The 22,640-nt window shown below is 61.4% G+C and carries 19 protein-coding genes; 13 read left to right on the forward strand and 6 right to left on the reverse strand.

Annotation, left to right across the window (positions count from 1 at the left end; all coding sequences use genetic code 11):
• Window positions 1–81: 81 nt before the first annotated feature.
• The gene (gene carB / locus J2J98_RS15000) at window positions 82–3,570 is read left to right on the forward strand and encodes a carbamoyl-phosphate synthase large subunit (protein ID WP_064705699.1); all 3,489 of its coding nucleotides are present in this window, start codon (window positions 82–84) and stop codon (window positions 3,568–3,570) included.
• A 97-nt stretch (window positions 3,571–3,667) separates the two neighbouring features.
• On the opposite strand, the gene J2J98_RS15005 is transcribed toward carB, so the two are convergent.
• Window positions 3,668–5,137 (reverse strand): UdgX family uracil-DNA binding protein, encoded by a 1,470-nt coding sequence (locus tag J2J98_RS15005; protein WP_207601466.1) that lies wholly within the window; start codon window positions 5,135–5,137, stop codon window positions 3,668–3,670.
• The gene (locus J2J98_RS15010) at window positions 5,137–6,369 is read right to left on the reverse strand and encodes a putative DNA modification/repair radical SAM protein (protein WP_207601467.1); all 1,233 of its coding nucleotides are present in this window, start codon (window positions 6,367–6,369) and stop codon (window positions 5,137–5,139) included. Before J2J98_RS15010 ends, J2J98_RS15005 begins: the two co-directional genes overlap by 1 nt.
• Window positions 6,370–6,619: 250 nt before the next feature.
• Between J2J98_RS15010 and greA the strand changes: the two genes are divergently transcribed.
• Together greA and J2J98_RS15020 are read left to right on the forward strand one after the other, a co-directional pair.
• Complete coding sequence (gene greA / locus J2J98_RS15015) at window positions 6,620–7,096, forward strand: transcription elongation factor GreA (protein ID WP_004672775.1); 477 nt, start codon at window positions 6,620–6,622, stop codon at window positions 7,094–7,096.
• A 26-nt stretch (window positions 7,097–7,122) separates the two neighbouring features.
• Window positions 7,123–8,181, forward strand: coding sequence for a glycosyltransferase family 4 protein (locus tag J2J98_RS15020; protein ID WP_207601468.1), 1,059 nt, complete (start codon window positions 7,123–7,125; stop codon window positions 8,179–8,181).
• Window positions 8,182–8,238: 57 nt separating this feature from the next.
• Here J2J98_RS15020 and J2J98_RS15025 read toward each other — a convergent pair whose 3' ends face one another.
• Entirely contained in the window at window positions 8,239–9,573 is a 1,335-nt protein-coding gene (locus tag J2J98_RS15025; protein ID WP_207601469.1) for a dicarboxylate/amino acid:cation symporter, read from the reverse strand.
• 223 nt (window positions 9,574–9,796) lie between these two features.
• Between J2J98_RS15025 and J2J98_RS15030 the strand changes: the two genes are divergently transcribed.
• Both J2J98_RS15030 and J2J98_RS15035 read left to right on the forward strand, forming a co-directional pair.
• Complete coding sequence (locus J2J98_RS15030; protein WP_207601470.1) at window positions 9,797–11,671, forward strand: sensor histidine kinase; 1,875 nt, start codon at window positions 9,797–9,799, stop codon at window positions 11,669–11,671.
• Window positions 11,672–11,675: 4 nt separating this feature from the next.
• Entirely contained in the window at window positions 11,676–13,022 is a 1,347-nt protein-coding gene (locus J2J98_RS15035; RefSeq protein ID WP_207601471.1) for a sigma-54-dependent transcriptional regulator, read from the forward strand.
• A 110-nt stretch (window positions 13,023–13,132) separates the two neighbouring features.
• Here the strand turns inward: J2J98_RS15035 and J2J98_RS15040 are convergent, their stop codons facing one another.
• Entirely contained in the window at window positions 13,133–13,600 is a 468-nt protein-coding gene (locus tag J2J98_RS15040) for an Lrp/AsnC family transcriptional regulator (RefSeq protein ID WP_064706138.1), read from the reverse strand.
• Window positions 13,601–13,830: 230 nt separating this feature from the next.
• Here J2J98_RS15040 and trxB point away from each other — a divergent pair, with 230 nt between their 5' ends.
• The 6 genes from trxB (at window position 13,831) to J2J98_RS15070 (ending at window position 19,764) form a co-directional block, all read left to right on the forward strand.
• Window positions 13,831–14,805: a thioredoxin-disulfide reductase gene (gene trxB, locus J2J98_RS15045; protein WP_064705706.1), complete on the forward strand. Its 975-nt coding sequence runs from the start codon at window positions 13,831–13,833 to the stop codon at window positions 14,803–14,805.
• 22 nt (window positions 14,806–14,827) lie between these two features.
• The gene (locus J2J98_RS15050) at window positions 14,828–15,724 is read left to right on the forward strand and encodes a LysR family transcriptional regulator VtlR (RefSeq protein ID WP_004671024.1); all 897 of its coding nucleotides are present in this window, start codon (window positions 14,828–14,830) and stop codon (window positions 15,722–15,724) included.
• A 553-nt stretch (window positions 15,725–16,277) separates the two neighbouring features.
• A complete protein-coding gene (locus J2J98_RS15055; protein ID WP_064705707.1) occupies window positions 16,278–16,571 on the forward strand; it encodes an ArsR/SmtB family transcription factor in 294 nt (97 codons plus the stop codon).
• 1 nt (window position 16,572) lies between these two features.
• Entirely contained in the window at window positions 16,573–17,739 is a 1,167-nt protein-coding gene (locus J2J98_RS15060) for an MFS transporter (RefSeq protein WP_207601472.1), read from the forward strand.
• Window positions 17,740–17,764: 25 nt separating this feature from the next.
• A complete protein-coding gene (locus tag J2J98_RS15065; protein ID WP_207601473.1) occupies window positions 17,765–18,889 on the forward strand; it encodes an alkene reductase in 1,125 nt (374 codons plus the stop codon).
• A 74-nt stretch (window positions 18,890–18,963) separates the two neighbouring features.
• Entirely contained in the window at window positions 18,964–19,764 is an 801-nt protein-coding gene (locus J2J98_RS15070) for an aminoglycoside phosphotransferase family protein (protein WP_064705710.1), read from the forward strand.
• Here J2J98_RS15070 and J2J98_RS15075 read toward each other — a convergent pair.
• Window positions 19,761–20,780, reverse strand: a complete 1,020-nt coding sequence (locus J2J98_RS15075; protein ID WP_207601474.1) for an SDR family NAD(P)-dependent oxidoreductase — start codon at window positions 20,778–20,780, stop codon at window positions 19,761–19,763. The two genes, J2J98_RS15070 and J2J98_RS15075, sit on opposite strands and share 4 nt — an antisense overlap.
• 90 nt (window positions 20,781–20,870) lie before the next feature.
• Between J2J98_RS15075 and J2J98_RS15080 the strand changes: the two genes are divergently transcribed.
• Together J2J98_RS15080 and J2J98_RS15085 are read left to right on the forward strand one after the other, a co-directional pair.
• Window positions 20,871–21,773 carry a LysR family transcriptional regulator gene (locus J2J98_RS15080; RefSeq protein WP_207601475.1) on the forward strand — a complete coding sequence of 301 codons (903 nt, stop codon included), beginning with the start codon at window positions 20,871–20,873 and terminating at the stop codon, window positions 21,771–21,773.
• Window positions 21,774–21,834: 61 nt separating this feature from the next.
• Entirely contained in the window at window positions 21,835–22,350 is a 516-nt protein-coding gene (locus J2J98_RS15085) for a GrpB family protein (RefSeq protein ID WP_207603144.1), read from the forward strand.
• Here J2J98_RS15085 and J2J98_RS15090 read toward each other — a convergent pair.
• Window positions 22,347–22,634 (reverse strand): DUF2188 domain-containing protein, encoded by a 288-nt coding sequence (locus J2J98_RS15090; RefSeq protein ID WP_064705713.1) that lies wholly within the window; start codon window positions 22,632–22,634, stop codon window positions 22,347–22,349. The genes J2J98_RS15085 and J2J98_RS15090 overlap by 4 nt on opposite strands.
• Window positions 22,635–22,640: the final 6 nt, after the last annotated feature.

Here is a 22,640-nt window from a genome sequence, read left to right on the forward strand (position 1 = left end):
GAAAAGACCCAGCATGCGCAACCGACCCGGTGATCTCCCACCCTGGCCGGTTTTCTGCGCAGCCAGAAAATGGATATCGCCATGCCGAAGCGCCAAGACATCAAATCGATCCTCATCATCGGCGCGGGACCGATCGTCATTGGCCAGGCTTGCGAATTCGACTATTCCGGCACCCAGGCCTGCAAGGCGTTGAAGGAAGAAGGCTACCGCGTCATCCTCGTCAATTCCAATCCTGCAACGATCATGACCGATCCGGGGCTGGCCGACGCAACTTACGTCGAGCCGATCACCCCCGAGGTCGTCGCCAAGATCATCGCCAAGGAACGCCCTGACGCGCTACTGCCGACCATGGGCGGCCAGACGGCTCTGAACACCGCCCTCTCCCTCAAGCGCATGGGCGTGCTCGACCGCTACAATGTCGAGATGATCGGCGCCAAGCCGGCGGCCATCGACATGGCCGAAGACCGCGCGCTGTTTCGCGAGGCCATGGCTCGCATCGGCCTGGAAACGCCGCGCTCGATGCTTGCGAACGCCACCGACATCAAGGATCTGGACCGTAAGACGCACGAGGCCGAGCGCAATAAGCTGCGCGAAAGCCTTTCCGGATCCGATCTCGACAAGGCGTTGGACGAGCTGGAAAATCAGTGGAATCTCGGCGAGAGCGACCGCAAGCAGCGCTACATGAACCACGCCATGGCGATTGCCGCCCAGGCGCTCGACCATGTCGGCCTGCCCGCTATCATCCGCCCGTCTTTCACGCTCGGCGGCACCGGCGGCGGCATCGCCTACAACCGTTCGGAATTCTTCGAGATCGTCGGCGGCGGCCTCGACGCCTCGCCGACCACCGAAGTGCTGATCGAAGAGTCCGTGCTCGGCTGGAAGGAGTATGAGATGGAAGTCGTCCGCGACAAGGCGGACAACTGCATCATCATCTGCTCGATCGAAAACATCGATCCGATGGGCGTGCATACCGGCGATTCCATCACCGTCGCGCCGGCGCTGACGCTGACCGACAAGGAATACCAGATCATGCGCAACGCCTCGATCGCGGTGCTGCGCGAGATCGGCGTCGAGACCGGCGGCTCTAACGTCCAGTTCGCGGTCAATCCGAAAGACGGCCGCCTCGTCGTCATCGAAATGAACCCACGTGTGTCGCGTTCTTCGGCGCTTGCATCCAAGGCAACCGGTTTCCCCATCGCCAAGGTCGCGGCCAAGCTCGCCATCGGCTATACGCTGGACGAACTGGAAAACGACATCACCGGCGGCGCGACGCCCGCTTCGTTCGAGCCGTCGATCGATTATGTCGTGACAAAGATCCCGCGCTTCGCCTTCGAGAAATTTCCCGGCGCCTCGCCGGTGCTGACCACGGCCATGAAGTCGGTCGGTGAAGTCATGGCGATCGGCCGCACCTTCGCTGAATCGCTGCAGAAGGCGCTGCGCGGCCTCGAGACCGGCCTGACCGGCCTCGACGAAATCGAGATCCCCGATTTCGAGGAAGGCGAATCCAGCCAGAACGCCATCCGCGCCGCCATCGGCACGCCGACGCCGGACCGCTTACGCATGGTCGCCCAGGCGTTGCGCCAGGGCCTCAGCATCGAAGAGGTGCATGAGGGCTGCAAGATCGATCCCTGGTTCATCGCCCAGCTCAAGAATATAGTCGACATGGAAGCCCGCATCCGCGAGCACGGCCTGCCGGAGGATGCCGCCAACCTGCGCATGCTGAAGGCGATGGGCTTCTCCGACGCCCGCCTTGCCACGCTGACCGGCAAGCGCCCGAAGGAAGTTGCCGAACTCCGCAACGGCCTGAACGTCCGCCCCGTTTTCAAACGCATCGATACCTGTGCGGCCGAATTCGCTTCGCCGACCGCTTACATGTATTCGACCTACGAGACGCCCTTTGTCGGCGCCGCCCGCTCGGAAGCTCAGGTCTCCGACCGCAAGAAGGTCGTCATCCTCGGCGGCGGCCCGAACCGCATCGGCCAGGGCATCGAATTCGACTATTGCTGCTGCCATGCCGCCTTCGCGCTGAAGGATGCAGGCTATGAAGCGATCATGATCAACTGCAATCCGGAAACCGTCTCGACCGACTACGACACGTCAGATCGCCTCTATTTCGAGCCGCTGACGGCCGAGGACGTGATCGAAATCCTGCGCGCCGAACAGGAAAAGGGTGAAGTCGTCGGCGTCATCGTCCAATTCGGCGGACAGACGCCGCTGAAGCTTGCCGAGGCGCTGGAAAAGAACGGCATCCCGATCCTCGGCACCGCCCCCGACATGATCGATCTTGCCGAAGACCGCGACCGCTTCCAAAAGCTTCTGATGAAGCTCGACCTCAATCAGCCGAACAACGGCATCGCCTATTCTGTCGAGCAGGCCCGCCTGGTCGCCGCCGAGATCGGCTTCCCGCTGGTCGTGCGCCCCTCCTACGTGCTCGGCGGCCGAGCCATGCAGATCATCCACGCCGAGAGCCAGTTGCAGACCTATCTGCTCGACACGGTGCCGGAACTGGTGCCTGAGGATATCAAGCAGCGTTACCCCAATGACAAGACTGGCCAGATCAACACCCTGCTCGGCAAGAACCCGCTGCTCTTCGACAGCTATCTCACCCACGCGATCGAAGTCGATGTCGACTGCCTCTCCGACGGCACCGACGTCTATGTCGCCGGTATCATGGAACATATCGAGGAAGCCGGCATCCACTCGGGCGACTCGGCCTGCTCGTTGCCGCCCCGTTCGCTGTCCGTGGAACTGATCGACGAGCTGGAGCGCCAGGCAAAGGCGATGGCAAAGGCGCTCAACGTCGGGGGCCTGATGAACGTCCAGTTCGCCATCAAGGACGGCACGGTCTACGTTCTCGAGGTCAACCCGCGTGCCTCGCGCACCGTGCCCTTCGTCGCCAAGACCATCGGCGCGCCGATCGCCAAGATCGCCGCCCGCGTCATGGCCGGCGAGAAACTCGATGCGACCTTCGCCGCCTATGGGCAGAAGCCCGATCCGCGCAAGCTCAAGCATATTGCCGTCAAGGAAGCCGTCTTCCCCTTCGCTCGATTCCCCGGCGTCGACACGCTGCTCGGCCCGGAAATGCGCTCGACCGGTGAAGTGATCGGTCTCGACACCGATTTTGCGTTGGCCTTCGCCAAGTCGCAGCTCGGCGCCGGCGTCGAACTGCCGCGCGATGGAACGGTCTTCGTTTCCGTGCGCGACGAGGACAAGCCGCGCGTGCTGCCGGCAATCCGCATCCTCGTCGAAGAGGGCTTCAAAGTGCTGGCGACCGGCGGCACCGCCCGCTTCCTCGGCGAAAACGGCATCACCGCCACCAAGATCAACAAGGTTCTGGAGGGCCGCCCGCACATCGAGGACGCCATCCGCAACCGCCAGGTCCAGCTCGTCATCAACACTACCGACGGCAACAAGGCGATCTCGGACTCCAAGTCGTTGCGCCGCGCGACGCTGATGCAGAAGGTGCCCTATTACACGACGATGGCCGGCGCCGAAGCCGCCGCCCAGGCGATCAAGGCGCTGAGGGCAGGCAATCTCGAAGTCCGGCCGCTGCAGAGCTACTTCGCTTGAGATGAGAGCAATTCCAGCAAAATAGTGCCGTGTTTTGTATCCCGAATTGAGTGAAAACAAAGAGATAGCGCCAACGCCCGCGGGCGGTGGCGCCAGCTCAGCCGGAATCAATTTGTTTGACTGATGCCATAAGCCGCTGAATTTTCAGCATATCCACACGAAACCGTGCCATCTCTTCCGCCTTCAGCCGCTCGTCCGGAATGCGCAGGAGATAGGATGGATGCACGGTCACGAAGAGCGTGCGCCCTCCCTCGATCGCCATCGCCTTCCCCCTGACATCCTGCAGGCGCTCCTTCACATCGGTCAGCGCCGCAAGCGCCGTCGCCCCCATCGCGACGATGAGTTTCGGCTTGACGAGCGCCAACTCCAGATCAAGCCACCGGCGGCAATGCTTCACCTCCCCCATGTTGGGCTTCTGGTGGATGCGGCGCTTGCCGCGTGGCTCGTATTTGAAATGCTTTACCGCATTGGTGACGTAGAGCGTCGACCGGTCGATGCCAGCCTCCGATATCACCTGATCAAGAAGCCTGCCGGCTGGACCAACGAAGGGACGCCCTGCAATATCCTCCTGATCGCCCGGCTGTTCGCCGACGAACATGACCTGCGCATCCTGCGGCCCTTCGCCAAATACCGTCTGCGTCGCATTGGCGTGAAGCGGGCAGCGCGTGCAGACGGCGGCTTCCGCGCGCAGTGCTTCCCATGTGCCCGCCGGAGCATCAGGTTCTGCGGGGAGATTGCGTGCGGCCTCCTGTAAGCGGTCGTGAAAAGGCAGCGATTGCGTCGTCTCCCGCGCTACCATCTCCCGCACCTTGCTTTCGGCCGAGGCAATCAAGTCAGGAATGAGATCGGCTTCCGGCAGGTTCTTCCAGTACTTCTTCGGCATCTCCGCCTGCATTGCCTTCACCTTCAAACGCGCCGGATTGAAGATGCTGGAATAGTAGGTGCGCCAGAGTTCGTCGGTGGCGTCGCTGAGATCAGGCTTTTCGCACGGCTCGTCGGCAATCGTCAGCCGATCCCCGTCCCAGGCGGCCGATCCCTTGGGCGTAACAATCAGCCAGTCCATATCGGTGAAACGCCGCTGGAAGAAGGGAGCGGTGCGCCTGACGATATGATGGTCCGGCTCAAACCAGGCGAGGAATTTTCGGCGACCCGCCGATACCGCCCCGACTTCCTTGAAGCGGACGAAAGCCGTCATCTTGTGCGCGTCGCGGCGAACGTTCTTCGCCATCAGACGGGCACGCGCGACATCCTCGTCAGACGCAACCTCAAGCAGTCGCCGGTCCAGCTGCAGCCGCCAAAGCAGACGGTAAAGCAGGGAAAACCGCGCCGTATCGCAATGGCAAAGAACCGTCTCCGCAAGCTCGATGAAGGCGGGCGGCACCGTCATCGGCTTGCGTGATGCCGCCGGCGCCGGCGGCATGGCGTCACGTCGAAACGACAGATCGGCCTCGGCGCTTTTTTCGCGCCAGTCGATCTCCTCGGGCAAAATGCCGGCGGCCGCCAAGGCGCGTGCGGCATCACGCCATTCGGCAAGCTCTCCGCGTCCCGAAAGCACGACCCGGCGCATCACAGCAACGACAGTTGCTCAGGCTGCGGCCCGAACATGGCGCGCAGATCCGGCCGGTCGATCAGCCGTCGCGGCGACCAGCCTTCCGCCGAGATGAAGGACCGGACCTTTTTGATTGAGACGCCGAGCCGGGAGAGATCATCGAGCCGTAGGCGCCGAAATCGGCGCGCCGAGACGATCGCCTTGACTGTTTTGGTGCCGAGACCGGGGACACGCAGCAACCGCTCGCGCTCGGCCTTGTTAATGTCGACCGGAAATTCCCCGCGATTCGCAAGCGCCCAGGCAAGCTTCGGATCGAGATTGAGATCGAGCATGCCGCCCGCCTGGTTTGCGGTGATCTCCTCGATGCCGAAACCGTAGAACCGATAGAGCCAGTCGGCCTGGTAGAGCCGATGTTCGCGCATCAGCGGCGGCTTGATCAGCGGCAGGTTTTTAGAGGCGTCGGGGATGGGGCTGAAGGCGGAATAATAGACACGCTTCAGTCCATAGCTGCTGTATAGCCGGCTGCTGCTGGCAAGGATGGTCGCGTCATTGGCTCCATCCGCCCCGACGATCATCTGTGTGCTCTGGCCAGCCGGGACGAAACGCTGGCGTTTCCTGGTCTTGAGCGTCGGCTCATCAGCCGCCTCGATCTTCAATCTGAGATCCGCCATAGATCGCCTGATATTGGCGGGCTTCTTTTCCGGCGCGAAGCGGGAAATCCCGCTGTCGGTCGGCAGCTCGATGTTGAGCGACAGCCTGTCGGCATGAAGCCCCGCCTCCTCCATCAGATGCGGCGATGCCTCAGGGATCGCTTTGAGATGGATATAGCCGCGGAAATTATGCGTCAGGCGCAGCTCGCGGACGATGCGGACCATCTCCTCCATCGTATAATCGGACGAGCGGATGATGCCGGAGGAAAGGAACAGGCCTTCGATATAATTGCGGCGGTAGAATTCCAGCGTGAGCCAGACGACCTCCTCGGCGGTAAAGCGTGCCCGCTCGACATTGCTGGAGGAGCGATTGACGCAATAGGCGCAGTCGTAAATGCAGAAATTGGTCAGCAATATCTTCAGAAGCGAAATGCACCGCCCGTCCGGTGCATAGGCGTGACAGATGCCGGATCCCTCCGTCGAGCCGAGCCCGCCGCTCACGCTTGAATCTCGCTTAACCGTGCCGCTGGAAGCGCAGGACGCGTCATATTTTGCGGCGTCGGAAAGGATGGCGAGGCGTTCGGCAAGCGACTTCTTCATTCTTTTGTTCACTATACGTTCTAATGTACATAGTCAACCTAGACGATCCGGCCGTTGCCCATTTTGGGGCGTATCGCTTGATGTCGCAGTGGGTTGCGTTTCGCTTATGCGAATTTTCTGGAAATCGGCCTTGCCGATCTGCTATAAGCATTCGACTAAGTTTGTGGCACGGTTCCGAAGCTCCCCTTCGGGACCTGTTTTCTTTTGTGTGTGCTCGAGCGTGCAGACGCAGGGAGTGAAGGACAGAAAAATGGTTGATAAGGTACCGATGACACAGGGTGGTTTCGTCAAGCTGCAGGAAGAACTGCGCTGGCGTCAGCAGGAAGAGCGTCCCCGAATCATCGAGGCGATCGCCGAAGCCCGTGCCCACGGCGACCTTTCCGAAAACGCCGAATACCATGCCGCCAAGGAAGCTCAGAGCCACAATGAGGGCCGCATCACCGAGCTCGAAGATCTGACGGCGCGCGCCGAGGTCATCGATCTCACCAAGATGTCCGGCGACAAGATCAAGTTCGGCGCCAAGGTGAAGCTCGTCGACGAGGACACCGAGGAAGAAAAGACCTACCAGATCGTCGGCGACCAGGAAGCCGACGTCAAGGCCGGCCGTATCTCCATCTCCTCTCCGATCGCGCGCGCGCTGATCGGCAAGGAAGTCGGCGATTCCATCGAGGTCAACGCGCCGGGTGGTTCCAAGGCCTACGAAATCCTCCAGGTTTCCTGGGGCTGATCGCCGCCACACACGAGACTCATTCCTTGCCGGACATTCGTGACGTCGAGATCATCGCGCCCAACTTCAAGCGCCGGCTCTCCGGCGTCACCTCGACCATCGTTCAGCTCATCCCATGCCAGATCCGGCTTGGCATCAGGATCGCAACGCTCGGTGCCGGCCTGCCGGAGGGCCTGGAAAAGCTGAAATGGCCGCAGCTCCTTGGCCTGTGGCGCCCGCCGGCGCGCCGGCGCCACCGCATCTGGCACGCCCGCCGCAACAATGAGATGGCCGTCGGCATCCTGCTCCGTCATGTCGTGCGCATGCCGCTGAAGCTGCTCTTCACTTCGGCTGCGCAACGCCGTCACACCGCCTATACGAAATGGCTGATCCGCCGAATGGATGCGGTGATCGCAACCAGCGACCGTTCCGGCTCCTTCCTCGAAGTGCCTCACACCGTCATCCAGCACGGCGTCGACCTTTCCCTGTTCCACCCGCCGGAAACGGCCGAGGACGCTATTGCCGCCACCGGCCTGCCCGGCCGTTACCTCGTCGGCTGTTTCGGACGCGTACGTCACCAGAAGGGCACCGATCTCTTCGTGCAGGCGATGATCGAACTGCTGCCGCAACACCCGGAATGGACAGCCGTCGTCTCCGGCCGGGTGACGGCGGAGCACGCCGCCTTCGGGGAGAAGCTCAAGGCCGATGTCGCCGCCGCAGGCCTTAGCGACCGTATTCTTTTCCTCGGCGAAGTACCCGATATCAAAATCTGGTATCGCCGCCTGACGCTTTACGTCGCCCCTTCCCGCAATGAGGGCTTCGGCCTGACGCCGCTCGAAGCCATGGCTTCACGCACGGCGGTGGTGGCGTCTGATGCCGGCGCCTATGCCGAACTCGTCGCCGAAGGCGAAACGGGCTCTGTGGTGGCCGCCGGCGATCGCGAGGCGCTGACACGGGCGATCGCCCGCTATCTCGCAGACCCGGCATTGGCAATTGCGCATGGCGACAATGGGCTGCGTCATGTCAGGGAAAATTTTGCGCTGGAGAAGGAAGCAAGCGCGATCGGGGCGGTCTACGATCGCCTTCTTGGCGACAATCGCGGCTAAGCGAAAAGAACGGCCCGCTGATAGCGGGCCGCTGCCAACACCGAACAAGTCGGCCTTTTATTCGGCCGGCTGAAGCGCGACAGCCGGAGCGCCCTCTTCTGCCTGACCGCCGAGAGCCACGGCGAGCTGCGCCGTATCCAGCTCCTTTTCCCAGCGTGCCACGACGATCGTCGCGACCGCATTGCCGACAAGGTTCGTGAGTGCCCGGCATTCCGACATGAAACGGTCGATGCCGAGGATCAGCGCCATGCCGGCGACGGGAACGGAGGGTACGACGGAGAGCGTCGCGGCAAGGGTGATGAAGCCGGCGCCGGTGATGCCGGCTGCACCTTTCGAGCTCAGCATCGCCACGAGCAGCAGCAGGATCTGGTCGCCCCAGGAGAGCTGGATGCCCGTTGCCTGGGCAATGAACAGTGCGGCCAGCGTCATATAGATGTTGGTGCCGTCGAGGTTGAAGGAATAGCCTGTTGGGATGACGAGGCCGACGACCGAGCGCTTGCAGCCGGCCTTTTCCATCTTGTTCATCAGGCCCGGAAGGGCTGCCTCGGAAGATGAGGTGCCGAGAACCAGCAGCAGCTCTTCCTTGATGTAGCGCAGCAGCGCCAGGATCGAGAAGCCGTTGTAGCGGGCGACGGCGCCGAGAACGAAGAGAACGAAGAGCAGCGATGTGATGTAGAAGGTGCCGATCAGCATGGCGAGATTGGCGATCGATCCGATGCCGTACTTGCCGATGGTGAAGGCCATGGCGCCGAAGGCGCCGATCGGGGCGGCCTTCATCAGGATGGCGACCAGCTTGAAGATCGGAGCCGTCAGCGCATTGAGGATATTGATGACCGGCTCGCCCTTTTCGCCGACCATGGCGAGCGCAATGCCGAAGAGCACCGAGAAGAACAGCACCTGCAGAATATCGCCATCGGCAAAGGCGCCGACGATGGTCGACGGAATAATGTTGGTGAGGAAGCCGACAATGCTCTGCTCATGCGCCTTCTCGGCAAAGGTGGCGACGGCCTTCGGGTCAAGCGAAGCCGGATCGATGTTCATGCCGGCGCCGGGCTGAACGACGTTGGCGACGACCATTCCGATCACAAGGGCCAAGGTCGAGACGGTCAGGAAGTACAACATCGCCTTGCCGGCGACGCGCCCGACCTTCTTCAGGTCGCTCATCCCGGCAATGCCGGTTGCCACCGTCAGGAAGATGACTGGGGCGATGACCATCTTCACAAGCTTGATGAATGCATCGCCGAGCGGCTTCAGCTGCGTACCGAGCTCGGGGTAATAATGGCCGAGAAGGATGCCCGCCGCGATGGCGGCGAGAACCTGAACGTAAAGATGGGTATAAAAGGGCTTCTTGCCCTTGCTGTCTGCAACTGCATCGAATGGTGCTGCGATCATGATGTCCTCCTAAAGGCTCCTACGGAACGAACTCCAGCCTCCCGAGCCGTTCGCTTCACTCCAACAGCTCAGCCGTTGTTGCCATCTCTTTCGCAAGCGTCGTGCCAGTTTCGTATCTCCGCTCCAACGCATTGTATTTCTTGTTAAAAATCTTTTTCTGATCGCTAGATCGTTCAAGAAATGCGAAAAACCACACAAATCCGTTTGCGTTTCGTGCGGAAAAATGCACAAATCCACCATGTCCTTATCAGCCGCGCAAAGGCTTTGGCCCACCTTGCCCTTGCAGCACCGCATCCGCCGGATGTGGTGGGCCTACGCGGTGCTCGCCCTCTCAGCCGTCATCTCAAGCCTGTGGGTGAGCGGCGAGATCGGCCGGCGCCGGGCGGAGGCGGCCCTGGAGGAACAAGCCCGAACCGATGCGGGGATGAATGTGGCGCTGCTGCGCACGGTGCTCGAAAAATACCGGGCGCTGCCCTTCGTGCTGTCGCAGGATGCCGCGCTTGCCGCCGCCCTGGCGGGGCGCGACGCCGGCATGTTCGATGAACTCAGCCGGAAGCTGGAGACGCTGGCCGCCGGCACGAAGGCTGCCGTCATATACGTCATAGACAAGAATGGTATCGCGGTTTCGGCAAGCAACTGGCGCGAACCGACGAGCTTCGTCGGCAACGACTATCGATTCCGCGAATACTTCCAGAGCGCGGTCACTGAAGGACAGGCCGAACATTTCGCGCTGGGCACGGTCAGCAAGAAGCCCGGCCTTTATATTTCCGAGCGGATATCTGGCAGCGGCGGTTTTCTGGGGGTCGTCGTCGTCAAGGTGGAATTCGACGATGTCGAGGCGGATTGGAATGCCTCGGGCGCACCGTCCTACGTCATCGACGATCGCGGCATCGTCCTCATCACCAGCGTTCCCTCATGGCGGTTCATGACGATCGGCCGCATCGCCGTGGATCGGCTGACGGCGATCCGCGACAGCCTTCAGTTCGGCGATGCGCCACTTCAGCCGTTGCCGCTCGAGGTCGTCCGGCAGCTGGGCGCCCGGCTGGACGTCGTCGAGATCGTCATGCCCGGCGGCGCTGGAAAAACCAGCTTCCTCAATGTTGCAATGCCGGTTCCTGCGACCGGATGGCATCTGCAGCATCTTGTGGCGCTGGGGCCCTCCGTCGACGCGGCGGTCCGCGAAACGCGCATGCTGGCGCTACTCTTGCTTTTGCCGCTTTTGGCAACCGCAGCCTTCCTCTTGCGCCGCCGCCAGACGATCACCCTCAGGATTTTCAGGGAACAGCGGGCGCGCGAAGAACTGGAACGGCGCGTCGCCGAGCGGACGGTCGATCTCAGCCAGGCGCGGGATCGCCTGCAGGCTGAGATCGCCGGTCACCGCAGCACGGAGCAGAAGCTCCAGACAGTGCAGCAGGATCTGGTTCAGGCCAACCGGCTGGCGATCCTCGGTCAGGTGGCCGCCGGTGTCGCCCATGAAATCAACCAACCGGTAGCGACCATACGGGCCTATGCGGACAATGCCCGCACCTTCCTCGAGCGCGGCCAGACCGCGCCTGCCGGCGAAAATCTTCAGAACATCGCGGCACTGACGGAGCGCATAGGCACGATCACCGAGGAGCTGAAGACTTTCGCCCGCAAGGGCCGCGGCAGTGCCGAACCGACGGGTCTGAGGGACGTCGTCGAGGGCGCGGTGATGTTGTTGCGCAGCCGCTTCGCCGGCCGCATGGATACGCTTGACATTGAGCTGCCGCCGGCCGAGCTGCAGGTCATGGGAAACCGTATCCGCCTCGAGCAGGTGCTGATCAACCTGCTTCAGAACGCCCTGGAGGCGGTGGCGCCGAAGGCCGAAGCGGGGCGCGTCGAGGTGAGGACGTCAGCCGATGCGGAGACGGTGACGCTGACTGTCGTCGACAATGGCCCCGGCATTTCGCCTGAAATCCGCAAGGGACTGTTCACGCCGTTCAACACATCGAAGGAAAAGGGTCTCGGCCTCGGGCTCGTCATCTCCAAGGACATTGTCGGCGATTATGGTGGCCGAATGGAGGTGGAGAGCAATGGCGAAGGAAGTCGGTTCATCGTTCATCTGAGAAAGGCCTGATGCCATGGACACACCAAGCCCCGTTGCGCTGATCGACGACGACAGGGATCTGCGCCGCGCCACGGCCCAGACGCTGGAGCTCGCCGGCTTCTCCGTTTCCGCCTATGACGGCGCCAAGGCAGCGCTGGCGGACTTGCCGGCCGACTTCGCCGGCCCTGTCGTCACCGATATCCGCATGCCCGAGATCGACGGGCTGCAGCTCTTCGCCACGCTGCAAGGCATGGATGCCGACCTGCCGGTGATATTGATGACCGGCCACGGCGATATCCCGACGGCGGTCCAGGCCATTCAGGATGGCGTCTATGATTTCATCGCCAAACCTTTCCCCGCCGACAGGCTCGTCCAGAGCGTGCGCCGCGCCAGCGAAAAACGTCGGCTCGTTCTGGAAAACCGAATGCTGCGCAGGGCGGCCGAAGATGCGCAAGAGACTTTGCCGCTGATCGGCCAGACGCCCGTCATGGAGAATCTCAGAAAGATTCTCCGCCACATCGCCGATACCGACGTCGACGTGCTCGTTGCCGGCGAGACAGGTAGCGGCAAGGAAGTGGTCGCGCAGATCCTGCATCAGTGGAGCCACCGCCGGAAAGGCAATTTCGTGGCGCTGAACTGTGGGGCGCTACCCGAAACCGTCATCGAAAGCGAGCTGTTCGGCCACGAGGCCGGCGCCTTTACCGGCGCCCAGAAGCGCCGCACCGGCCGCATCGAGCATGCAAGCGGCGGTACGCTTTTCCTCGACGAGATCGAGAGCATGCCTCTCGCCACGCAGGTCAAGATACTGAGAGTGCTGGAGATGCGCGAAATCACCCCGCTCGGCACCAACGAGGTGCGCGCGGTCGACCTGCGCGTCGTCGCGGCAGCCAAGATCGACCTTGGCGATCCCGAGGTGCGCGGAGATTTTCGCGAGGATCTCTATTACAGGCTGAATGTCGTGACGATTTCCATCCCGCCGCTGAGGGAGCGTCGCGACGATATCCCGCTGCTGTTTTCCCATTTCGCCGCCCGCGCCGCGGAGCGCTTCCACCGCGATGTGCCCCAGCTTTCAGAGAAAGTTCGCCGCCACCTCGCCACCCATGCATGGCCGGGCAATGTCCGCGAGCTCTCCCACTATGCCGAACGCGTGGTGCTCGGAGTGGAAGGCGGCGGAGCCGCACCCGTCCCCGCGCAGCCGACGGGCGGAACGCTGCCCGAACGGCTGGAACGTTACGAGGCGGAGATCATCCGCGACGCGCTCACCGCCAATGAGGGCGACGTGCGCCGCACCATCGAAGCGCTCGGCATTCCGAGAAAGACATTCTACGACAAGCTGCAGCGCCACGGCATCAATCGAGGCGGCTACGCTTCGCGCAAATAAGGCATGTCGCGCAAAAGTGTGCAGCGGTTTTGCGGCAACGACATGCGTAAAAACAAAACCTGAAGGCGCAACGAGCGAACCTGAAAGATCGCAACGCGCTTTAGGCTGTTTCAGACCTCGACCAGTCCCAGCTTCTTCACCTGCCGGATCGTCAGCATGGTGCGCACGGTGTCGACATGTTCGTTCGCCGTCAGAATTTCGATGACGAAATCCTGGAAGTGGGTGAGGTTCTCCGCCACGCAATGCAGCAGGAAATCGCTGTCGCCCGAGACCATCCAGGCCTGGCGCACCAGCGGCCATCCGGTGGTGGCGGCGGCAAACGCCTTGAGGTTGGCTTCCGACTGATGCTTGAGGCCGACCATGCAGAAAGCGACGAGATCGAAGCCGAGCTTCGGGCTGTTCAGCATGGCGTGATAGCCTTCGATAATGCCGGCTTCCTCGAGCTTGCGCACCCGGCGCAAGCAGGGCGGCGCCGAGATGCCGACGCGGTCGGCGAGCTCGACATTGGTCATGCGGCCGTCGGCCTGCAGCTCCCGGAGTATCTTTATGTCGATGACGTCGAGTTCGGTGCGACCCACATCGTGGCCTTTCTTTAATTCTTCGCGGCGAGCTTCTATATAAAGCGGCGGAATACGCAAGAAAGTTTCAAGCCGATGACGGATTCTTGCACATCAAGGCGATTTGCCTTGTTGGTAATGCAAGGCTGCCCTTGAATAATAGCATTGGACGTTCATAAATGGCGCATGGACCGCGAAACGGCCGCAATCGCCTTTTAGCCGCCGCCTCCTGACAGTCGAAAGGAAATGACATGCCCGCCCGCCACACCAAGGTGCTCATCATCGGTTCCGGACCCGCCGGCTATACTGCCGCGGTCTACGCCGCGCGCGCCATGCTCAAGCCGGTTCTGATCGCCGGCCTCGAACAGGGCGGACAGCTGATGATCACCACCGATGTCGAGAACTATCCGGGCTTTGCCGATCCAATTCAGGGTCCCTGGCTGATGGACCAGATGCTGCAGCAGGCAAAACATGTCGGCACCGAGATCGTCAACGACCTCGTGACCGAGGTGGACTTGAACCAGCGCCCCTTCATCGCCCGCACCGATAGCGGCCAGGTATGGACGGCTGATACGCTGATCATCGCTACCGGCGCCAAGGCCAAGTGGCTCGGAATCGAAAGCGAGCAGCACTTCCAGGGCTTCGGCGTTTCGGCCTGCGCCACCTGCGACGGTTTCTTCTATCGCAACAAGGATGTGATCGTGGTCGGCGGCGGCAACAGCGCCGTTGAAGAGGCGCTGTATCTCTCTAACATCGCCAAGTCGGTCACATTGGTACACCGCCGCGACTCCTTCCGCGCCGAGAAGATCCTGCAGGAACGCTTGTTCGCCAAAGAAAACGTCAAGGTGCTGTGGAACACCGAAGTGGCTGAGATCACCGGCACTCCGGCAAAGCCGCCGATGCCCCAATCGGTGACTGGCGCGCGCCTGCGCGACGTCAGAACGGGCACAATCACCGAAATGCCGATCGACGGCGTCTTCGTTGCGATCGGCCATGCCCCGGCGACCGAGCTTTTCAAGGGCAAGCTGAAGCTGAAGGACAATGGCTATCTGTGGACCGCGCCGGATTCGACCGCGACCAGCCTCGAGGGGGTCTATGCCGCAGGCGACGTGACGGACGATACATTCCGCCAGGCGGTCACCGCTGCCGGCATGGGTTGCATGGCCGCGCTTGAAGCGGAGCGATATCTGACAGGCCATATGCCCGTCGCCGTGGCAGCGGAGTAAAATCGGCATGAGGGGTGGGGGAATGCCATTGGATTGGGACAAGCTGCGTATTTTCCACGCAGCAGCCGAAGCGGGTTCGTTTACACACGCGGCGGATAAACTTCATCTGTCCCAATCCGCCATCAGCCGCCAGGTGAGCGCGTTGGAGCAGGATGTCGGCACCAAGCTGTTTCACCGCCACGCGCGCGGGCTGATTCTCACGGAACAGGGCGAACTGCTCTACCGCACCGCCCATGACGTCCTGCTGAAGCTCGAAACCGTCAAGATGCAGCTTACCGAGACGACCGAGACGCCGTCCGGCAAGCTGCGCGTGACGACGACCGTCGGCCTCGGCCAGGGTTGGCTCACCGACAAGATCCAGGAATTCCTGCAGCTCTACCCCGACGTTCAGATCCAACTGATCCTCGACAACGAGGAAGTGGATGTGAACATGCGCCATGCTGATTGCGCGATCCGGCTGCGCCAGCCGCAGCAGTCCGACCTCATTCAGCGCAAGCTCTTTACCGTGCACATGCACGTTTATGCGGCCCCCTCCTATATCAATCGCCACGGCGAACCGCAGAAGATCGAGGATCTCGACAACCACCGCATCATTACCTTCGGTGAACCGGCGCCGAGCTATCTGCTCGACGTCAACTGGCTCGAAGTCGCCGGCCGTTCGTCCGACAACAAGCGGATCCCGCATCTGCAGATCAACAGCCAGACCTCTATCAAGCGGGCCTGCCTGCTCGGAATCGGTGTCGCCTGCCTGCCGGACTACATCGTCGGACGCGATCCCGGCCTGATTCAGCTCGCAATAAATGCCGATGTCCCTTCATTCGACACTTATTTCTGCTATCCCGACGAAATCAAGAACGCAGCCAAATTGAAGGCTTTCCGCGATTTCATTGTCAGCAAGGCCAGAAACTGGAATTTTTAAGCCAGTTTTATGAAATGTTTTCCATACTATGCATTGAGCGCATGACTGGCATGCACAAATGTGGGTTGCCGTTTGCCCATTAAACCACCATATCGCACATAGCTGATGCACATGGTGGCTTTTCCTCCCAGTTCCACCGCATTAGCTGTTCCCCTCTGGAGGTTTTTAAACCTTCACACTTATAAGGGCCCTGGTTTTCCAGCGGCCCTCTTTTTTTGCCTTACCTCCTCGATAAATGCCGCACCGCAAAAAAATTGTGCGGCGCATAGCAGACATGCACAAAAAAGCATTGAAACCTGCTCAAGGAAGCACCATATCCCTCATGGCTGATGCACTTCGTGGTTTCTCTCCCAGTTCCACCGCATTAGCTGTTCCCCTCTGGAGGTTTTTGACCTTCACAATTACAAGGGCCCTGGTTTTCCGGTGGCCCTCTTTTTTTGCCCAAAATTTGCTCAGTTGCTAAAACCCATCGCCTCACGTCTCCGTGATTTGCATATCGACGGGCATCGAACCATATATCGGGAAAGTACGATTTATGGATCGAACAACATCGATGGACAAAGACGAGATTATCAAGGCGCTCGCCCACCCCACCCGGATGGACATTCTGAGCTGGCTGAAAAATCCCGAGGAACATTTCCCCACGCAAGAACACCCCTTTGAAATGGGTGTCTGCGCCAGCCAATTTGAGCGCTGCGGCCTGTCTCAATCGACGGTTTCCGCCCATCTCGGAACGCTCCATCGCGCCGGCCTCGTCACCACCAGGCGCGTCGGCCAATGGATCTTTTACAAACGCAACGAAGAAACCATCGCCGCTTTCCTCAAGCAGCTGACACAGGATCTTTAGAATGCCCCTAGCCCTTCTCGTGCTGGCCTTGAGCTCCTTTGCGATAGGCACGACCGAATTCGTCATCATGGGGCTGCTACCGGAAGTCGCCGCCGATCTCTCGGTGACCATCCCGCAGGCAGGATGGCTGGTGACCGGTTATGCGCTGGCGGTCGCAATCGGCGCGCCGGTCATGGCAGTGTCGACCGCCAAGCTCAAGCGCCGCACAGCGCTGATTGCGTTGATGGCCTTCTTCATCGCCGGCAACCTGCTTTGCGCCCTGGCGAGCGGCTATTGGGTGCTGATGATTGCCCGCATCATCACCGCGCTTTGCCATGGCGCCTTCTTCGGCATCGGCTCGGTCGTCGCCGCCGGTCTTGTCGCCGAAGACCGCAGGGCCCGCGCCGTGGCGCTGATGTTTACCGGCCTTACGCTTGCAAATGTGCTCGGCGTGCCGCTCGGCACCGCCATCGGCCAGGCCTATGGCTGGCGCGCCACCTTCGGCATCGTCACCGTCATCGGTATCATCACCATATCAGGCCTGATCGCCATCCTGCCGAAGGACCGGCAGCATGAGAGCGGCAGCATCCTGCGCGAGATCGCAGCACTGAGGAATGGCGGCCTTTGGCTGGCGCTGTCCACCACCGTCTTCTTCTCCGCCTCGATGTTCGCCCTCTTCACCTATATTGCGCCGCTGCTGCGTGATGTCACTGGCGTTTCGCCCGAGGGCGTCACTTGGACGCTTTTCCTGATCGGTCTCGGCCTGACCGTCGGCAATCTCGTCGGCGGCAAGCTTGCCGATTGGCGGCTCGGCGCGACGCTTGCCGGCGTCTTCGCCGCTATCGCCATCACTTCGGTCGCCTTCAGCTATACCAGCCGCTTCTTCATTCCAGCGGAAATCACCCTCTTCCTCTGGGCACTAGCGAGCTTTGCCGCCGTGCCGGCGCTGCAGGTCGGCGTCGTCGGCTTCGGCAAGGACGCGCCCAACTTGGTCTCGACGATCAATATCGGCGCCTTCAACACCGGCAATGCGCTCGGCGCCTGGGCCGGCGGCCTGGTCATCGATTCCGGCTTCGATCTCACCCGCGTTCCGCTCGCCGCTGCCCTGATGGCCCTGATCGGCCTTGGAGCGACGGCGCTCACCTATCTCTCCGCCAGGGGCCGGGCCGCCCTTGCCCCTGCCGAGTAATCCCCCAGCAAAAGAAAGGACCATCATGGCAAAGCTTTTCGAACCCACCAAGGTTGGCGACATATCGGTCAAGAATCGCATCGTCATGGCGCCGCTCACTCGCAACCGCTCGCCGGGTGCGATCCCGAACGACCTCAACGTCGAATATTACCGCCAACGCGCCACGGCAGGTTTGATCATCACTGAAGCCACTGCCATCACTCATCAGGGCCAGGGCTATGCCGATGTACCCGGTCTCTACAGCAGGGAAGCGCTCAATGGCTGGCGGCGAGTAACCGACGCCGTTCACACCGCAGGCGGCAAGATCGTCGTCCAGATGTGGCATGTCGGCCGCATCTCGCACACGACGCTGCAGCCAAACGGCGCGAAGCCGGTGTCCTCAACCAACCGCGTTGCCAAGGCCAAGACCTATCTGGTCAATGAAGATGGCAGCGGCAGCTTTGCCGACGCTTCCGAACCGCGTGCGCTCGAAACCGCCGAGATTCCCGGCATCGTCGAGGATTACCGCAGGGCAGCCCGCGCCGCCATCGACGCCGGCTTTGACGGTGTCGAGATCCATGGCGCCAACGGCTACCTGCTCGACCAGTTCATCCGCGACGGCGTCAACGACCGCGCCGATCAATATGGCGGTTCGATCGAAAACCGCACCCGTCTTACATTCGAAGTCGTCGATGCCGTTGTGAAGGAGATCGGCGCAGGCCGCACGGCGATCCGTATTTCACCGGTGACGCCCTCGGGCGAAAGCTATGATTCCAATCCGCAGGCGACCTTCACCCACGTCGTCGAGGGCCTGGCCAAACAAGAACTCGCCTATATCCACGTTATCGAAGGCCAGACCGGCGGCGACCGAGACTACAGGCAGGGAAACCATGCCTCTTTCGATTACAAGGCGCTGCGCCAAGCCTATGAAAAGGCCGGCGGCAAGGCCAGCTGGATGGTCAACAACGGCTATGACCGCGATCTCGCGATCGACGCCGTCGATAGCGGCCGCGCCGATCTCGTCGCCTTCGGCAAGCCCTTCATCGCCAATCCTGATCTCGTCGAACGACTGGCAAAAAACCTGCCGCTCAATACGCCCGATCAATCGACCTTCTATGGCGGCACCGCCAAGGGCTACATCGACTATCCAACCCTCGAAAAGGTCGCTTGAACCCTCAGGATACGAACCGCAAAATCCCGCCGAGAGGCGGGATTTCTGCGTTCAAGATCCCTATATAAGGCGCCATGTTCGCTCCCTATCTCGATCGCTGGTCGCTCATCTCAGACGGCGAGCCCATCATCACCCATTCGAGCCGCCTGCTACCGGTCCTCTGGCAGGATAGGCCCGCCATGCTGAAAGTAGCCGCCGACATCGACGAACGATACGGCGCGCTGTTGATGCGATGGTGGGATGGCGATGGGGCAGCTCATGTCTACGCCCATGAGGGCGACGCCGTGCTCCTGGAACGGGCAATGGGAAAACGCTCGCTGCTCGCCATGGCGATGGACGGCGAGGACGACGAGGCAAGCCGCATCCTCTGCCGCACCGCCGCGCGGCTGCATGCCCCGCGCGAAAAGCCGCTTCCTGATCCCATACCCCTCATCCGCTGGTTCCGCGATCTCGAACCGGCCTCCGCCAAATATGGCGGCACGCTTGCCGATTGCTCGGCAATCGCCAATGCCCTTCTTGCCGATCCGCGCGATCTCACCGTCCTCCATGGCGATATCCACCACCAAAACATTCTCGATTTCGAGGCGCGCGGCTGGCTGGCGATCGATCCGAAGCGGCTCCACGGCGAGCGCGGTTTCGATTTCGCCAATATTTTTGCCAACGAGGAACTGCCTGTTATCACCGATCCCGCCCGTTTCCGCCGCCAGCTCGCAGTCGTCTCCAGGGAGGCGGGTCTGGAGCCGAAACGGCTGCTGCAGTGGATCGCTGCCTATTCCGGCCTTTCCGCCGCCTGGTTCTTAGGCGACCCAAACATCGAGCAGGCTGAAACGGCCTTGACGGTCGCCCGGATTGCACTTTCCGAACTGGCCGCCTAACGCGCCCTCTGCGGTAAAGATCCAACGAAGGCCGCCGCCATGTCCCGATGCGGTTCCGGCAGGCAGCCGAGCGCCACCAGTGTGGCTCTCACTGCCTCGTCGATCGGCGTCTGCGGCTCCTTGCCGAGTTCGGCCACGAGCTTGGCGTTGTTCATCCTGAGCGGCACCTTCCATTGATAGCGCATTTCCCTGATCTCCCGCATGAGCGGAACGAAAGGGGCGGCGAGCGGCACGATCCACCAGGGGAAACGCCCGATCTTTGCCTTGCCGCCGCAAACGCGCTTGATTGCTTCTGCCATCTGCATGCCATCTGCGTCCCAGAACCCATCCATATGGTAGACAGCAAAGGGCGGCAACTGATCGGCCCGCTCGATGAGCTGGGCGACGGCTTCCGCCATGTCGGGCAGATAGGCCCACTGATGGCCGACGCCGCGCCGCCCCGGATTCTTGATCGTGCCGACCGGTTTTCCCGGCGTCACCAGCCCCGACGAGAACCAGCTATTGGCTGTCGCGCCCGGACCGAAGAAATCGCCGGCGCGGACGATGATGGCGCCCGCGCCGGATTGCGACGCCGACTTCAGCCGCTTCTCCATTTCGACGCGGATCGCCCCCTTCTTCGTCAGCGGATGCTGCGTACTTTCCTCCATCGGCGCCGGCAGAGCATCAGGACCGAAATTGTAGACATTCCCAGGCAGCACGATGCGGACGCCGACGACGCGGGCAGCAGCGATGCTATTGTCGAGCATCGGCAGCACCAGCCTTTCCCAGTGGCGATAGCCGGGCGGATTGACCGCATGGACGACAACGCCGACATCTTCGGCAGCCTTCAGCACATCGGCGGCATTCATCGCGTCGCCCTGCACCCATTCGAATGCCGGCTCGTTCCTCGATGCCTTAGCCGCCTGACGGTTGAGTGCCCGGATGCGCCAGCCACGCTCCAGCAGCTTGCGCGCTACTGCGCTGCCGATACCACCGGTCGCGCCGAGCACCAGGGCCGTCTTAACTTCTCGACTCATGACTATCTCCTCGATCGCATGAGAGGAGTATGCACCTCGAAGGAGATAGACAAAATTGACGAAATTAGTGCATCTGTTATACGAAAATATATGAGCATCGAACCAAGCTGGGATTTCTACCGCAGTTTTCTGACCGTGCTTCAGCAGGGTTCACTTTCGGCCGCCGCGCGTGAACTCGGGCTGACCCAACCAACGATCGGTCGTCACGTCGATGCGCTGGAAAAAGCAATCGGCGCCGAACTTTTCATCCGTTCTCCGAACGGACTGCTGCCGACCGACGCCGCGCAGGCGCTGAAACCCTATGCGGAGACGCTGGCCGCAACCACAGCCGCGCTCTTGCGCACCGCCTCCGGCGAGCGTGAACGCGTTGCGGGAACGGTGAGAGTCAGCGCCAGCGAGGTCATCGCCGTTGAGGTGCTGCCGAAAATTCTCGGGAGCCTGCAGGACGCCTATCCGGAACTCCAGATCGAGCTCTCGGCATCCGATGTGATCGAGGATCTGGTGAACCGCGAAGCCGATATCGCCGTGCGTATGGCAGAGCCGCAGCAGGGAGCGCTCATCGTGCGCCGCATCGGCGACATACCGATCGGCTTTCACGCACACCGCTGTTATCTCGAACGGCACGGCAATCCGCAAACCATAGCGGATCTCGCCAACCACAGGCTCATCGGCTTCGACCGGCAGACAGCCTATGTGCGCATGGTGATGAAACGCTACCCGGTGCCCGCAGACATTAAATTCTCCTACAGGACCGACAGCAATCTTGCCCAGCTTTGCGCAATCCGCGCCGGCGTCGGCATCGGCCTCTGCCAGATCGGACTGGCTCGGGAAAATCCTGACCTCGTGCACATCCTGTCCGATGCTTTCTCCATACCGCTCGGCACATGGGTGGTGATGCATGAGAGCCTGAAGACCTCGCCGCGCTGCCGCGCCACTTTCGACGCGCTGGTCAGGGGCCTCCAGGCTTATCATCGTCACTGCACGGGCACGTAAGCACAAAATTGAGATCGATTTTCGACGAGAATCATGGGCAATGTCGCAGCATCGTATGGAGATGACGATGCACAGGCCGGTTGAACTCGTAAATTATGACAGGGAATGGCCGGTTGCTTTCCAACGCATCCGGGCCAAGCTAGCGGCCTTGCTGCCGCAGGCGCTCGCCATCGATCACGTCGGCAGCACCGCCATACCTGATATGACCGCCAAGCCCCTCATCGATATCGACATCGTTCTTCCCGGTCTGGAGCACATCGAGAGCGCAACCCAGGTGCTTCTCTCGGAAAACTATGAACCGCGCGGCAACCGCTATGATGACCAGGTGTGGGCATTTTTATCGAGAGATTCGCTGCCGGCGGAGCGCGTCTATCTTTGCCCGGTCGGCAACGGAACCCACCGAAACAGGCTGGCTTTCCGGAATTATCTCATCGCGCATCCAGAGGCGGCGGGCGAATATGCCGCGCTAAAACGCAGGCTGGCAGCCGAATTCAAAATGGACGGCGATCGCTATACCGCGGAGAAACGCGAGTTCGTCGACACAATCGTCACGCGGGCATTGACGGGCGGAGGTTAGCGTCCGGCGCTCTGCGAGGCTCCGGCCGCACGCTCTTGCCAAAAACCGTCGACCACTTCAGTTTCCGGCCGGTCTCCGCCCTCAGCATATTCCTCATGCCATTTGCCGTTCTCGTCCTGCCAGCTGATCTCGGCGGAATCGCCGCCGACCTGCTGTTCGGCCGCCACGATGCGCGCGGCTTCGAGCGCCTCGGCATGGGTCGGGAATGCCTCGGAATAAACGCCTCCCAGCCTGTAGGCCCAACCGCCGTCATGCGGCACGACTTCATAGACCACCTTGATCATGCATCC

The organism is Rhizobium bangladeshense (assembly GCF_017357245.1).
In the GTDB taxonomy this organism is placed as follows: Bacteria; Pseudomonadota; Alphaproteobacteria; order Rhizobiales; family Rhizobiaceae; genus Rhizobium; species Rhizobium bangladeshense.